The sequence below is a fragment of the Luteibacter sp. ME-Dv--P-043b genome (assembly GCF_030209605.1).
Lineage (GTDB): Bacteria > Pseudomonadota > Gammaproteobacteria > Xanthomonadales > Rhodanobacteraceae > Luteibacter.
This window is the reverse complement of sequence record NZ_JARVRT010000018.1, coordinates 164,185-179,169: the sequence shown is the minus strand read 5'-3', so window position 1 is coordinate 179,169 and position 14,985 is coordinate 164,185. Positions and strand designations below refer to the sequence as shown.

The 14,985-nt window shown below is 67.7% G+C and carries 12 protein-coding genes; 10 read left to right on the top strand and 2 right to left on the bottom strand.

Features of this window, described 5'->3' with window-relative positions; translation table 11 throughout:
- Nucleotides 1-75 precede the first annotated feature (75 nt).
- The 7 genes from QRN34_RS12210 to QRN34_RS12180 all read left to right on the top strand — a co-directional run bounded on the left by QRN34_RS12210 (nucleotide 76) and on the right by QRN34_RS12180 (nucleotide 9,424).
- On the top strand, nucleotides 76-1,947 hold the full coding sequence (locus QRN34_RS12210; protein ID WP_285404762.1) for a hypothetical protein: 1,872 nt from the start codon (nucleotides 76-78) through the stop codon (nucleotides 1,945-1,947).
- A gap of 115 nt (nucleotides 1,948-2,062) precedes the next feature.
- Nucleotides 2,063-2,581 (top strand): type IV pilus modification protein PilV, encoded by a 519-nt coding sequence (pilV, locus tag QRN34_RS12205; RefSeq protein WP_285404760.1) that lies wholly within the window; start codon nucleotides 2,063-2,065, stop codon nucleotides 2,579-2,581.
- Nucleotides 2,578-3,870, top strand: coding sequence for a PilW family protein (locus QRN34_RS12200; RefSeq protein ID WP_285404758.1), 1,293 nt, complete (start codon nucleotides 2,578-2,580; stop codon nucleotides 3,868-3,870). Before pilV ends, QRN34_RS12200 begins: the two co-directional genes overlap by 4 nt.
- A complete protein-coding gene (locus QRN34_RS12195) occupies nucleotides 3,867-4,451 on the top strand; it encodes a PilX N-terminal domain-containing pilus assembly protein (protein WP_036141499.1) in 585 nt (194 codons plus the stop codon). The genes QRN34_RS12200 and QRN34_RS12195 overlap by 4 nt, the downstream gene beginning before the upstream one ends.
- An 8-nt stretch (nucleotides 4,452-4,459) precedes the next feature.
- Entirely contained in the window at nucleotides 4,460-8,365 is a 3,906-nt protein-coding gene (locus QRN34_RS12190; RefSeq protein ID WP_285404756.1) for a PilC/PilY family type IV pilus protein, read from the top strand.
- Nucleotide 8,366: 1 nt separating this feature from the next.
- Nucleotides 8,367-8,801: a type IV pilin protein gene (locus QRN34_RS12185; protein ID WP_285404754.1), complete on the top strand. Its 435-nt coding sequence runs from the start codon at nucleotides 8,367-8,369 to the stop codon at nucleotides 8,799-8,801.
- Complete coding sequence (locus QRN34_RS12180) at nucleotides 8,792-9,424, top strand: GspH/FimT family pseudopilin (RefSeq protein ID WP_285404752.1); 633 nt, start codon at nucleotides 8,792-8,794, stop codon at nucleotides 9,422-9,424. Before QRN34_RS12185 ends, QRN34_RS12180 begins: the two co-directional genes overlap by 10 nt.
- A gap of 9 nt (nucleotides 9,425-9,433) precedes the next feature.
- Here the strand turns inward: QRN34_RS12180 and QRN34_RS12175 are convergent, their stop codons facing one another.
- Complete coding sequence (locus QRN34_RS12175; RefSeq protein ID WP_036141506.1) at nucleotides 9,434-9,970, bottom strand: YaeQ family protein; 537 nt, start codon at nucleotides 9,968-9,970, stop codon at nucleotides 9,434-9,436.
- A gap of 115 nt (nucleotides 9,971-10,085) precedes the next feature.
- Between QRN34_RS12175 and QRN34_RS12170 the strand changes: the two genes are divergently transcribed.
- Together QRN34_RS12170 and QRN34_RS12165 are read left to right on the top strand one after the other, a co-directional pair.
- Nucleotides 10,086-10,928, top strand: a complete 843-nt coding sequence (locus QRN34_RS12170) for an SAM-dependent methyltransferase (protein WP_285404750.1) — start codon at nucleotides 10,086-10,088, stop codon at nucleotides 10,926-10,928.
- Nucleotides 10,929-10,999: 71 nt separating this feature from the next.
- Entirely contained in the window at nucleotides 11,000-11,752 is a 753-nt protein-coding gene (locus QRN34_RS12165) for a hypothetical protein (protein WP_285404749.1), read from the top strand.
- On the opposite strand, the gene QRN34_RS12160 is transcribed toward QRN34_RS12165, so the two are convergent.
- On the bottom strand, nucleotides 11,723-12,271 hold the full coding sequence (locus QRN34_RS12160) for a DUF2878 domain-containing protein (protein ID WP_185754387.1): 549 nt from the start codon (nucleotides 12,269-12,271) through the stop codon (nucleotides 11,723-11,725). The two genes, QRN34_RS12165 and QRN34_RS12160, sit on opposite strands and share 30 nt — an antisense overlap.
- A gap of 150 nt (nucleotides 12,272-12,421) precedes the next feature.
- Between QRN34_RS12160 and QRN34_RS12155 the strand changes: the two genes are divergently transcribed.
- Nucleotides 12,422-14,980, top strand: a complete 2,559-nt coding sequence (locus QRN34_RS12155; protein ID WP_285404747.1) for an EAL domain-containing protein — start codon at nucleotides 12,422-12,424, stop codon at nucleotides 14,978-14,980.
- Nucleotides 14,981-14,985 lie beyond the last annotated feature (5 nt).

Here is a 14,985-nt window from a genome sequence, read left to right as displayed (position 1 = left end):
CCGTGGCGCGCCGGCCACGTCACCGGCCAGGGGACCTATAATGTCGGTCTAGCCCGTATCGGTACCCGCCCGAGCATGTCCAGACTGAAAAGCAACCAGGTCCTCGTGACCGTCGGCACCGCCTGCACCCTGTCGGCCGTCGGCTCCACCGAAACCTACCAGGCCCTCGTGGCCCACTCCGATGAATTCCTGCCGCTGGCCGCTTTCGACGCAGGTCTGGTGGTGCTCGATCCGGACGCGGCCCATGCCGCCGACGGCATGTGCTGGGCCCATGGCGAACAAGCCGGGCATCCCGTGACCCTGGACGAACTGCAACGGCTGCATGGCGACACGCTGCGCGCCAACAGCGGCATCCGCCATGTGCCGCACGTGCGTGAGCTGGCACCCCGTGTAGTCACCGACATCGCCGCACCGCTGCCGCACGACCTGGAAACCGTCGGGCTGCGTCGCCTGGCCGGCCTGCGCTACGAAGATATCCGCGCGTCCAAGCTGAAGGACATGCACGGCCTGTTCCAGGACGATCCACTGCTCAGCCCCTCGCTGCAGGCGCAGCTGTTCGCCTATGGCGCTCTGGGCGCCCTGGCGGGCCTTCCGCGTCCGCTGTCGGAACTGATCCCCGAACCCTTCGGTTTCCGCGTCGCCTCGGCCACGGCCTTCGGTGGTAACGAGGCGCTTGGCCAATGGCTGCGTCCGGACGCGCCGTTGCCGGAGGAAGGGTTCCCCAAGGACACCTTCGCCGTGCGGCTGGCCCATTCACTCGGCTCGCACGGCCCCGCCCTCGTCTCCACCATGCTCGCCCCGGCCTACAGCATCAGCCGCGTGCTGAAGAATCCCGAACTGCGCGAGTCGCTGCGTTCGGACGAGGTCGGTTTCATGCGCGTGCCGCAGGCACCGATGACCGCCGTGGGCGCCTGCGCGTCCAGCCTGGTCGCGCTGGCGGACATCGCCCCGCAGCTGCTGTTCGACTATCCCGGCTTCCAGAAACCGAAGATGGTGCTTCTCACCGCGGCCGATGCGGCCCTGCAACCCCGGTTCGGTATCCTCGAAGCGTTCGGGGGCGGCGCGCTGATGACCGGCGAAAAGCTGGCCGCCAAGAACGCCGCCCACGACGACGGCAACGTGCGCAGCGTCCACGACGCGCTCGCCCCGTTCGATGTGGACGCCGACGGCACGGTGGTCGGCCATGGGGGCTCCGGTTTGCTGGTCACCACGCTGGCCTTCGCACTGGACCAGCAGCTGGATATCACCTCGATCATCGTCGGCTGGGGCCAGAGCGCCGAAGCCGGCGGCAAGGCGCACTTCGCGGGCGTGGGCTTCGGCGGCGAGAACGCGCTGGTGCAGGCCCTGGACATGGCGTTCGTGGGCCACGGCTATGGCGTGCACGATTTCCAGTACCTCGCCGCGCATGCCACGGGGACGCGCACCAATTCGAAGACCGACCTGGCGACGGCGCTGGCCGGGCTGCGCGGTGCCGCGCAACGGCAGGACATGCAGGGCGACCTGCCGCGCCTGGTGGTGGGCACGCCCAAGGCGGTCGGTGACGGCCACACCATGGGCGAGACGGGGCTGAAGGCACTCTCGCAGGCGCTGCAATTCGTGCTCGGTCGCAAGGCGCCGGGCGTGCCTACCCTGCGCCGCCTGGACCCCGACCTGGCCGATGTCGCCGGACATTTCCAGCTGCACGCGCAGCCGTCGGAAGGCAACGCCAACGGGGGCGCCATCTGCGCCACGCAGGGTTTCGGTGGCTACAACGGCGCGGTGGCGCTGCGCTCGGCCACGCCGGAGGCCCTGGCGAAGTACGACTGCGATCCCGCCGCCTTGCAGGCCTACCTCGAAGCGTGGCCCACGCTTCGCCGCGAACGCGAGACGCGCGAGCGCGTCGCACGCCGCAGCCCCGCGCTGGCACTGAACATGGCGGAACGGCATCGCTGGATCGGTCTTGAGTAATAGCTCACTGAAAGTGCATCACTGCCGTTAACGCATACGCCTTACCGAAATTACGTAAAACGCCCCGTATACAGGGCCTATACCTGAAAGGCATTTACGCTTTTCAAGGTTGTCTATGGTTCTGGCGAGACATGTCAGAGGGGTCTCTCTGATCGAAGTCTTGATGGCGGTACTGGTGTTTACGGTCGGCCTCGTCGGCTTGTCCAGCCTGCTCATCGTATCGTTTCGCTCCAACCAGGTCGGGTACCAGCGCACCCAGGCGGGGTTCATCGCGACGAGCATGGCCGACCGCATGCGCGCCAATCCGCTGGGTGTCTGGGCCGGCGGTTATAACTCGTCCTCCTATCCGATCGACGGCACCCAGGCCTGCACGGCCGCTGCCGCCTGCACGCCCGCCAAGCTGGCGCTGCGTGACCAGTACCTGTGGAGCAGCCAGTTGCGGGCGTTCCTGCCCAACGGCACGGCGTCCATCGCGTGCACCAACGGCGCGACACCCGACACCGCCCAGTTGGCGGTAAGACCACCGTACGCGGGCAACTGCGTCATGCGTATCAGCTGGACCGAGCGCGGCGCCGGCGACAGCGACCACCAAGGGGTCGACACCCGTACGTTCGTCTGGAACTTCCAGCCATGATGCGCGTGTCGCGAGGGTTTTCACTGGTCGAACTGATGATCGCGATGGCGCTGGGCCTCATCGTGGCCGGCGGCATCGTCAGCGTGGTGCTGGCCACCTCCGCCAGCAGCGTCGTGCAGACACAGCTGGCCAAGTTGCAGGAAGAGGGGCGGTTCGCCGTGGCGTCGCTCACCGCGGACCTGCGCATGGCCAACGCCCAGTACTGTTCCAACGTCGGCGGACAGTCCTCGCCGCTGTCCAACGGCGTGATGTCGCTGGATCGCTACCTGCGCGCACCGCAGGTGCTGGTTTCCGGCGCCACGCTGCAGGCCGCCCTTACCGACAACGGCACGAAGTGGGGCAGCACCAGTGGCAGCAACACCTATCCCGTGGCACCGGTTGCCGCCTTCACCCTGCCCGCCTTCCTGGCGCTGCGCGGCTACGACTGCACCGTGAGTGCCTGCACGCCCGCCGATCCGAGCGTGGCCGGGCTTCCCGCGCAGGGCACGACGATCGGCAATCGCGTGCCGGGCAGCGCCGCCATCACCCTGCGCTACCTCGACGGCAGTCGCGGGTGGTCGCTGGACGGTATCAACAGCACCGTGACCCTGAGCGGCAACGCGGTGGCCAGCATCGCCGTCACGCCGCAGACCGGCGAGCCGCCGTTGACCTCGTACGTGGCCGGCGACCTGATGATGCTGGCCGACTGCAACGCGGCCCAGGTGTTCTCGGCCACGCTGTCCGGCAAGACGTTCACGCCGGCGACCAACCTTGCCAGTGTGATGCGGCCTTCCGGTGTCTCGCCGAAACTGTTCGACTTCAACCGCGACGTGCGCACGGTGTCCTATTACCTGCAGGTGGTGAGCGACAACAACGGCAACACCACCGGTGCGCTGATGAAGCGGGTCAACGGCGTAGCTGCCGAAGTGGTCAGGGGCGTGGAGCGGCTCGACTTCCTCTACGGCGTGATGGATGCCGCGGGCAACACCAGCTACCGCACCGCGGCGCAGATCGACGGGGCCACCACCTGCGCCTCGTCGACGGTGAGCATTGCCGGTAGCGACCCGGGCTGCATGTGGCGATCGGTGCAGAGCATCGAGATCCACCTGCTCATGACCGGGCAGATCCCGCTGTATTCCCTGAAGCCGACCGATCTGCAGTATCAGTACTACGGCGACCCCGCCGTGGCGGGCGCCGCCGCCCCGGGCAACGCCGCCCGTGCGGTCATGCCCAGCCAGCAAGGCTTCGACGACCATGTGCTGCGCCGCGAATTCTCCACCGTGATTTCCGTACGGAACTACAACCCATGAGGCGGCAGCGTGGCGCGGTACTGGTGCTGGCCATGGTGTTCCTGCTGGTGCTCACCATCGTGGCCATCAGCACGTCGGGCCGATCGCTGCTGCAGGAGCGCATGGCCGGGGCGATGCGCAACGCGCAGCAGGCCGAGTGGTCGGCCGAGAACGCCCTGCGCGGCGTGGAGTGGAACATCTTCAACGGCGTCGGCGTGGCCTGCTACAACTCCAGCAACCCGTCGACGATCAGCGGCAAGGTATCGGCGTTCCGGCAGTCGTCGGTGTGGCTGGTGGATGGCGCAACCGAATACAAGGGTGCCGGCGTGGCCGTGGACTACACGACCAAGAGCACCGATCCCGCGCTGTCCACCGCCGTGCTGGCGCGCAACCCCTGGTACATCGTCGAGCTGCTGGGCCAGGACCTGGCACCGAACACCGGCACCAGCACGGCGAAGGAAGCCGGATCGTCCGCGTCGGCCACCGCCAAGTTCTATCTCTACCGGATCACCGCGCGTGCCAGCGGTGGCAGTCCCAACACCCTGCGCGTGGTCGAGACCACGTTCGTCACCCCCAACCTCCTCGCGTGCACACTGAGTTGACGATGCCCATGACGGCAAGCCCGCACTTCGCCCGCCGCCTGCGCCTCGTCGCGCTCTGCCTGATCGCGGCATGCAGCCTGCTGGCGGGCGTGGCCGCCGCGACCACGGTCACCGTCAGCCGCACGCCGCCGGGCGTCACCTCGAAGGTCGCACCCAACATCGTGGTCACCTTCGACGACTCCGGCTCGATGAACGCCACGTCCATCCCCGATGCGATGGACGGCTTCTACGACAGGAAGTACTACTACTCGTCCACGGGCAACCCGATCTATTTCGATCCGAACGTGACCTACGTCGTTCCGCCGGATGCCAGCGGCGTGCCCCTGGGCACACCCAGCTACACCGCCGCGTGGCGCGACGGTTACTGCGCCAACACGCTGACGAAGACCTGCTGGTCGCCCAATACCGGCACGTATCTCGCTCCCGTGGTCGTCGACCTGAGCAAGGCCTTCTACGCGGGCTTTCTCGCCAACACGCTGGCTGGCAATTCGCCCTGCTCGCGCAACGCCAACGAGACCATCACCTGGTACACCACCGGCGGGCGTACCGGCTGCCAGCAGCTGGACATTCCGGTGTCCGTGCGCGGGCCGACCGTCAGTGTGACCACGTGCTCGTTCTTAGGGTGTGGTCAATTCTCTGGGCTCAACGGAACGCGTACGGTGATCAACAGCGACGGTAGCGTCCTTGTCGCGACATGCACCAGCTTCCTCGGTCTGACCAACTGTAACCTCGCGACCACGACCGGGGATACAGGCGGCTTTTATTACGTCTGCACGTCGCCCATCCTCGAATCCAGCTGCACCTATCACCTCGTTGCCAATGAGTCGGCGGCGATAAAGCAGAACTTCGCCATCTGGTACAGCTACTACCGCACGCGCAACCTCAACGCGCGCGCCGCAGTGGGACGTGTGTTCGGCAGCCTGGCCGATGGCTCGGTGCGCGTGGCCTGGCAGACTCTTCAGGCGCAGTCGCCAGCTGGCAACTACAACGCCTCAGGCGCCTACACCGGGGCGTCCTATGGTCCACTCGCCTCGTCCAGCAAGATCCTGGAGCTGACCAACGCTCCCAGCGGTTGCAATGCCACCAGCACCACCGACACCTGCTGGCGCAGCCAGTTCATGAACTGGCTGTACGGCGCCCCGGCCAGCGGTGGCACGCCCACGCGCATCGCGACGCAGACGGCAGGCGAGTTCTACAAGCGGAGCCTGGCCACCTCGCCCGCGGCGCAGGACCCGTACTGGAACGGCAGCACCAGCACCCCCGGCGAGCTGACCTGCCGGAAGAACTTCAACATGCTGGTGACCGACGGCTTCTGGAACGGCGACAGCCCGGCCAAGGCCACGCCCAGCGACAACGTATCGCTCACCCTGCCGGACGGCACCACCTATGCCACCTCCGGTACGCCGTCCACGGTGTACTGGAACCAGACGGGCACCACCGACCCTTCGCTCGCCGACATTGCGTTCTCCTACTGGGCGAACGATCTGAGACCGGACCTGCGCAACAACGTGCCCCCGTATTATGCCGACCTCACCACCGGCATCACCGGGCCGTCGACCACCGTGAGCTCCACCACGCCGGGCAGCAACACCGAGGTGTACTTCAATCCCGCCAACGATCCGGCCAACTGGCAGCACATGTCGCAGTATATGGTGACCATGGGCATCTCGGGCAGCCTGAGCTATCCCGACGACTACCTCGCGCTGCGCAAGGGCTCGAAGCAGTGGCCGACGCCGGATACCAATGGCGGCGCGACCAACATCGACGACACGTGGCATGCGGCGATCAACAGCCGCGGCGGCTACTTCAGCGCGGCCGATCCCACCTCGCTGGTCAACAGCCTCACGACGATCCTGTCCTCGGTCATCGCCAGCAGTTCGAGCTCGCTCACGCTGGCGCTGAGCACCAACGTGCTGACCACCAACGCGATCGCCTATTACGCCGGCTACAACACCACCGACTGGAGCGGTTCGTTGCTGGCCCGGGCCATCCGCTCGAACGGCGCCGTGGGCGACACGCTGTGGTCGGCGGGCGACCTGCTGACCGCGCGTATCGTCGGCAGCGATCCGCGGCTGATCGTCACCGCCACGGGTCCGGGCACGGGCACCGCGCAGGCCCTGGCCTATACGACGATGACGACGGCGCAGAAGGCCATACTCGACTCCTACGACGGTAGTGGATCGATAGCGACGGCGGACGGCCTGGGCTCGCGGCGCGTGGACTGGCTCAGCGGCGTACGCACCCTGGAAGGCAGCACCTTTCGCACGCGCACGACGCTGCTGGGCGCGATCTTCGGCTCGCAGCCGGCCTACGTCGGCGCACCCGACAGTGGCTATAGCGATACCTTCCCTGCCGGCTCGCCCGAGGCCAAGGCATTGGCCGCCGACGGAACGACCAGCTATTCGGCTTTCCTCAGCCGATGGGCGACGCGTCCCGCCGCCGTCTATGTCGGCGCGAACGACGGCATGCTGCATGCCTTCGATGCACGTATCGCCGGCACCAGCGGCGCCCAGCCCGGCCGGGAACTGTGGGCGTACATTCCGGCCAGCGTCTACCCAAACCTTCCCGCACAGAGCCGGCTGAGCAACTTCACCTTCACGCCCACCGTCGACGGCAGCCCGGTCACCGGCGACGTGTTCTTCAACGGTGCCGACACCCAGAGCAAATCCACGGCGGGCTGGCACACCCTTCTGGTCGGTTCGCTGCGCTTCGGCGGTCGCGGCGTGTTCGGCGTGGACATTACCGATCCTTCGGCGTCGACACTGGGCACCACCAGCGCCGTGGCGTCGAAAATCCTCTGGGAATTCAACAGCGACAGCATCTCCACCGTCGGCACGCCGGCCAACCTGGGATATACGTTCGGCACACCCGTGATCACGCGCGTCGCCTTCACCAACACCGACAAGTCGGTGGGTCGTTGGGTGGTGCTGGTGCCGGGCGGCTATTTTCCGGATGGCAGCACGGCCGCGGCGGCCGGCAACACCTATAGCTCCCTGTTCGTCCTCGACGCCCAGACCGGCACGCTGCTGAAGGAGATCCGCACGCCCTCGGGCAGCGGCAGCACCGCCAGCCACGGACTCACCACCCCCGCCGTGGGCGATTACGACGGTGACCAGGTAGCCGACGTGGCTTTCGCCGGTGACCTCGACGGCAATATCTGGCGGATCGATCTCTCGGCGGCGACGCTGGGCGCGACCGCCGGGTCACAAGGCGTCAGCCTGCTGTTCAAACCCGCCGTGGCCAACGCGCAATCGGTAACCACGTCGCCGCGCCTGCTGGCCGATCCCACCTCGTCGAATTTCCTGGTGGTGTTCGGTACCGGGCGCTACCTGAGCACCGCCGACACCGCCGATACGACGCAGCAGGCTTTCTACGGCCTGCGCGAGCCGGGCACGACGGTCGGCACACCGATCACCGTCGCCGCGGGCAACCTGGTGATGCAGTCGATGACCCTGGACAAGACCAGCGGCGCGATCGGGGTCACCGGCAACGCCGTGCCCGCGGGCAAGTCGGGCTGGTACCTGCCGCTGTCCAGCGTGGCCGGTGAACGCGTCGTGGTCACGCCGGCACTGGATTCCAGCAATAACACGGTGACCTTCAGCACACTGATTCCCACCGCCAGCGACCCCTGCACGACATCGAGCTCGGGCTCGGTCATCGCTCTGGACGGCACCACCGGTGGCGCCGCGTTCGGCGTGTCGATCGGCACCGCGGTGACTTTCGGCCAGGGCTACACGCTGGCCGGCGCGCAGGTCAGCGGGGCCGCCAGTTCCGGTGCCTTGTACACGGCGGCCAGCCTCAGTGGTGGCACCTCGTACCTGCCCGGCCAGGTCACCGCGTCCGGGGCGACGGCAGGCACCAGCATTCCCACCGCGCGTCGCCGCTCGTGGCGCGTACTCAACAGCGGTAACTGATATGCACACGTTCCGACATCGCCGCGGCTTCACCCTGCTGGAACTGATGATCGTGCTGGTCGTGATGGCGATCCTCGCGGCCATCGCCGTGCCCTCATACACCAAATACGGCTACCGGGCACGACGCAGCGACGGGCAGAAGCTGCTGATGAGCATCGCCAACGCGCAGGAGCGCTATTACGCCCTGCACAACGCGTACGCGGACCTGGCGACGATCGGTTATGCGGCATCCACCACGGCGAATTCCGAAGCGGGCTATTACACGGCATCGGTCACCGTGACGGCAGTGGCATCGCTGGATGCCCAGGCTTATACCGCTACCGCCACGCCCGTTCCCCAAGGCGCGCAGGCGCGCGATGTCTGCGGCGCGCTGTCCCTGACAAGCACGGGCGTCAAGGCGCCCACCGGCACGACCAGCAACGGCACATGCTGGTGAAACGCATGCGCACGCGACGACAGGCTCGGCACCGCCAGCACGGCTTCAGCCTGCTGGAGCTCGTGGTGGCGATCGTCGTCGCGGCGATCCTTGCCGCCCTGGCCGTGCCGTCGTTCCGCACCATGTTGCAGAAGCATCGTCTGCGCGCCGCGACGGACAGCCTGCAGGCAGCGGTGCAGTACGCACGCACCGAGGCCGTCGTGCGCGCCAATTACGTGTCGGTATGCGCCAGCGCGGACGGGGCCACGTGCTCGTCCAGCAATCGCTACGACACCGGCTGGCTCGTCTACGTGCATCCGGTAGCGACCACGACAGCGACCGATGTCTATACGGCTAACGCGTCGGCCGGCATGCAGGTGCTGCGCACGGCGACTGCCTTCAACGGAATCTCCGCGGTCGCCAGCGACGCCGCCGTGGTGACCTTCGGCCAGCAGGGCCAACTGGTGCCGCTGGCCTCGCGCACCAACCCCAGCCAGCCCATGGCCTTCGTGCTGTGTGCCGGTGCCACCGGCACCACCACGGGTGTGAACACCGCCGCCGTACCGGGGTCCCGCATCGGGGTCAGCCCCTACGGCGGCGTCGCCTCGACCAAGCTGGCCAGCACGGATGCATGCACGCCGTAACCCGCTTGCTCAGGCCAGAACGTTCAGCTCGACGGGAATCACCGCATCGCCGCTGATCACCTGCGCCTGGCCGTCCTGCATCATGAACTGGATCTGCATCGTGCGCTGGGTGAGCGCCGCCAGGGCTTCGACGGTGGCGGGCGCCACGTCGACCACCGACACGTTCTTCGTGCGTGCCACGGCCGCGGCCGTCTTCTTCCACCACACCTCCGCGCCACGACCGCTGTAGGTGTAGACGATGACCCGGTTGGCGCGACCGGCCGCGCGACGGATGCGCTGCTCGTCGGGCTGGCCCAGTTCGATCCACAGGTCGACCTCGCCGGTAAGTTCCTTGCGCCACAGGTCCGGTTCGTCGTCGGCGCTGAGCCCCTTGCCGAACACCAGCGCGTCGTCCGCGTTCAGGGCAAAGGCCAGCACCCTCACCATCATGCGCTCGTCGGTTTCCGACGGATGCTGGGCGAGTGTCAGGGCATGGGCCTGGTAGTAATGCCGGTCCATGTCGCTGACCTGCAGGTCGGCCTTGAAGACGGTGGATTTGAGTGCCATGGGGAGTGCGCTTCGCTTCGGGTCAGCCGCAAAGCGTACAGTAAGCCCGGCAGCGCCATGCGTGGGCGGCGTGCCGTGGTTAAAATGACCGACTGCCCGTCGAAGGATACCGTCCGTGCCCCACTACTCCGGCCCGTTGCTGACACGTCCCGTCGTCGAGGCCTGGGATGCGGCACACGCCCGTGGCGAGGACGCCTGGCGCGGCTCGCTGGACCTCGGTCGCTCGGACGACGAGGTGCGCCTGCACGGCGCAACGTGGAGCTGGCGCGGTGGTTCATTCCCGCACCCCGGCAAACTGAAGGACCGCACCATCTACTGGTGGGACGGCGAGGCGTTCGCCCCGGTCTCGCGTTTTGCCGACTCGCTGATCAAGCTCGTTCCCACGCCCTGGGGCGCGCCCACCTTCGAGATCGACGGCATCAAGATGTTACCGACCGCCAGGGAATCCCCGCTCGACGATGCCCGCCGCAAGGTGGCCCTGGTCCAGCCGCGCGGCAAGGTGGTGCTGGACACCTGCGGTGGCCTGGGTTATTTCGCCGCCTGCTGCCTGGACGAGGGCGCGGCGCGGGTGGATTCGTTCGAGAAGAACGACGACGTGCTGTGGCTGCGCACGCTGAATCCCTGGTCGCCCGATCCCGATGCCCCGGGCCATGGCGGGCGCCTGCGGCTATCGCACGCCGACGTGTCGGTGGCCATCACGGGCATCGCCGATGCGTCGGTGGACGCGCTGTTGCACGACCCGCCGCGTTTCGGCATCGCCGGCGAACTCTACTCGCAGATGTTCTACGGACAGTTGGCCCGTGTCCTGCGGCGTGGCGGCAGGCTGTTCCATTACACCGGCAGCCCCAACAAGCTCACCAGCGGACGCGACGTGCCGCGCGAGGTCGCAGCACGCCTGGACAAGGCCGGTTTCAGGGCCGAGCGCGCGCTCGATGGCGTGTACGCGACACGCCGCTGACGCGGAACGCGCATCCCGTCGCTGTCGCGGCCCGTATGATCCTCACGACGCCCCCGTCCCCGTGAGGCCCCATGCCCGTTACGTCCGCTCATCCCGTGCTCGTCTTTGCCGCCTGCGCCCTGGCGCTGCCCGCCACCGCCATGGAACGTTACGTCGGTACCGCTTACGCGCGCGGTGGCACTGCCGTGCTCTATCGCGAGGTGCACCTGGGCGATGCCTCACGGCATCTCATCGTGTTCCAGTGCCCCGATGGCAAGCCCTTCGCACGCAAGCGGCTGCGGGCCGGCACGATACCCACGCAACCGGACTTCGATTTCACCGATGCGCGCAACGGGTACGAGGACGGCGTACGCGGCGACGGCGCGCAACGTGTCGTCTACGTGCGCCGCGTCGGTGGACAGCGCAGCGAGCAGGCCCTGACGGTACCGCCCGATGCCGTCATCGATGCGGGATTCGACGTGTTCCTGCGCGCCCGCTGGGACCAGGTGGTGGATCGCGGCGCCTCCGCGCCCTTCCTGATGACCGGCAAGGGCAAGTTCTTTCCGGTCAAGGTCGTCGCATCCGGGCGGGAGGGCACGGAGCGACGCATCGCCCTGAAGCTGGACGCCTGGTATGGCTTTGCCGCACCGACGATCGACGTGACCTACACCGAAGCCACACGACGCCTGCGTCGCTACGAAGGGCCGGGTACGATCCGCGACGCACGCGGCAAGCCCGCGGACGTCCGCATCGAGTTCCTGCCAGCCGATCGCACCGAAGGCGTGCCCGACACCGCGTGGGACCAGGCCCTGGCCCTACCCCTCGATGGACGCTGCCCCGCCTGAGCCGAGACGCTCCAGCGCGATGGCGAGCGCTGCCATGGCCAGGGCCCAGGTGACCGCCAGCCACGTATAGCCATGCCACGACGGCGCGGTGAGCAGCACGGTATGCCAGCCGCGCGCCGCACCGGCGTAGGACAACGGCCCGCCGATGGCGCCCAGCAGGGCCGCCGGCCAGGGCCTGCCCGCCAGCCACCGCATCGGACCCGGCATGGTCACGGCGAACGCGGCCCACAGGCCGAGGATCCAGCAGGGCGGTCCACCCGGCCACGGTGCCGGCACATCGGCCGCGTAGCGCACGAAGCCCAGCGCGGTGGCTCCGCCATCCACGACAGCACCGAACACGACGGCCAGGCAGGCAAGCCGGAGCATGAGGCGACGCTCGCGCGCCATCGCGACCTGCCAGGCGACGAAGGCCACGGTAAACCCCGAGGCCATCCAGCCGTGTTCGCCACCAGCGGCGATGACCACCGCGAACCACAAGGCTTCGTAAACGATGAAAGTGACGATCGGGGAACGCAGCAAGGGCTTGTCCGGAAGCAAACGTTAGCGTTGTCTACGTGACGGCGCCCGCCAAGGATGCACCCATGGCACGCAGCGGTACAGGTGACGATTGCGGGCGACCCCACGAGGCTGTTAGCGTCCTGTCTCCCGGGGGATAGGCGTTCCATCGCCGTGGTCAACGAGTTCAGGAAAACATCGGCGCTGGTACAGACCATCGGCTTTGCCGTGGGCGTCATCATCGGCGTCGGCCTCGCGGTGGTCCTGTTCCAGGACTACCAGCACCGTGTCCAGGCGGCCCATGCACAGGCGCGGACACTGGCCGATGGTGCGCAGCGCCTGATCGATGCGCGCCTGAGGCAGCTGGAAGTCGCGCTGATGGGTATTTCGGCCAGCGCGCACGACCTGACGCTTACGGTGCCCAACGAGGCGAAGCCCCTGCTGGCGGACAGCCTCAAGGACGCGATCGCGCGCCACGACCAGGTGGAGAGCATCGTGCTGCTCGACCCGGCGGGCCAGGCCGTGGGCCCCGGAGACGGCGAGCCCGCCATCATGCAGTGGATCGGCTCGCCGGCAGCCGGTACCGACCTGCGCATGGGGCCCATCGAGCGACACGGGAAGGGCTGGGTCATTCCCCTGGCCGTGCCGTTCGTGGACGGCGGCTGGCTGCTGGCACGCATGAACCAGGAGGACCTGCAGGATGTCGTCGACAACCTCCACGCGGGGTCGCAGGATGTCGCGACGGTCATCGACCTGCACGGCACGATCGTCGCCCGCACCGGTAACCATCCCGAGCTGATCGGCAAGCCGGTCGACATCCTGTTCGATCCCCAGGATACGCGTGCGGGCCGCCGTATCAGCCAGGTCGACGGCGTGGATCGCGTCATCTCGCTGGCAGCGCCCGGCCGCTATCCGCTACGGGTGGGCTTCGGTGCGGCCAGTGCCGCCCTCCTCGGCAACTGGTACCCCGTGGTGGCGCTGACCGCCGCGCTGTACCTGCTGTACTGGATCGCACTGTGGTACATCCTGCGCCGGATCGGCCGTGCCGAACGTGATCACCTGCGCTATGTCGGCGAGATCGAAACGGCCGAGCGGCGCTTCCGCATCATCTTCGACAAGAACCCCATGCCGTCCTGGGTGTACGACACCGATACCATGCGCTTCCTGGTGGTCAACCAGGCAGCCATCGATGCCTATGGCTATACGCGGGAACAGTTCCAGGCCATGACCCTGCTGGACATCCGGCCCACCACCGATGCGCGCGCTCTACGGGCGGCCGTCGAGGGACGTGGTGGTGGTGACACCCTCGATAGCCGCCCGTGGACGCACCGCCGCGTCGACGGCAGCCTGTTGCAGGTGCTGGTCCATGGGTCCGACATCGATTTTCCCGGCCACGTGGCCCGGCTGGTGGTGGTCGAGGACGTCACAGAGCGGCTGCGCAACGAACGGGTGCTGCGGCACCGGGCCACGCACGACGCGATTACCGGTCTGCACAATACCGACGCCCTGCTGGACTTCCTCGACGAGGAACGTCGCCGGGCCGGCGGCTACGAGCTGGCCTTCGTGCAGCTGCGCGGGCTGGAACTCATCAGTGACACCTTCGGACAGGCTGTGGGCCAGGATGTGCTGCGGGTCATGGCCGACCGGTTCGCGGCCCTCAAGGGCCCCGGCACGGCCGTCGCCCACCGTCCGGCGGAAACCTTCGTCATGGCGATCATGGACGAAGCCAGGCGCGGCGAGACGCTGGCCGCGCTGATGCGTGCCGTGACCTCGCCCGTCAGCGTGCACGGCATGCTGCACATCCTGGAACCGCGCGTGGGCCTGGCGGTGCATCCCCGCGACGGCGACCGCGCGGAGAAAGTGCTCGGCGCCGCCGCCCTGGCGGCGCAGATGGGCAGCGGCGCGCCCGGCACGTGGCACGTCTTCGAGGCGGCCATGGCCGCCGCGTCCATCAACCGCCTGAAGATGGCGGCGCAGATCCGCAGCGCGCTGGACGAGGACACCTTCACCGTCCATTTCCAGCCCATCGTGCGCAGCAGCGATGGCGACATCGTCAGCATGGAGGCCCTCATCCGTTGGCCGTTGCCGGACGGTGGCTTCGTCGCTCCCGACGTCTTCATCCCGCTGTGCGAGGAAACCGGGCTGATCGTGCCGCTGGGACACCGGGTGCTGCGGGAGGTGGGGCGTGCCTACGTCCGCATGGCACACGCGGGTTTCCCGAACGTCGCGCTCGCGGTGAACGTATCGGCCGTGCAGTTGCAACGCGACGACATCGTGGCAGCGATACGACAGACCATCGCCGAGCACGACCTGCCACGCGGTGCCATCCAGGTGGAACTGACCGAAAGCGCGGTCATCGGCGACCAGGCACTGCGTGCGATGGAGGCGCTCAGGACGCTCGGCGTCCCCGTGGCGCTGGACGATTTCGGCACCGGGTTTTCCAGCCTCGCCTACCTGCGCGACCTACCCATCGATGCGCTGAAGATCGACCGCGCCTTCGTCGCCGAGATCGACTCGGAGGTGCGCTCGGCATCCGTATGCGAGGCCATCATCACCCTGGGCCGTACGCTGGGGCTGCAGGTGATCGCCGAAGGCGTGGAGCGCGCGTCGCAGGCGGAGTGGCTGGTCGCGCACGGCTGCGATTACCTCCAGGGCTATCACGCCGCCGTACCGATGTCCGTGGACGATGTCATTGTCTTCCTCCAGCATCGACGCAAGGCACCCCGGGCGTAGAATGA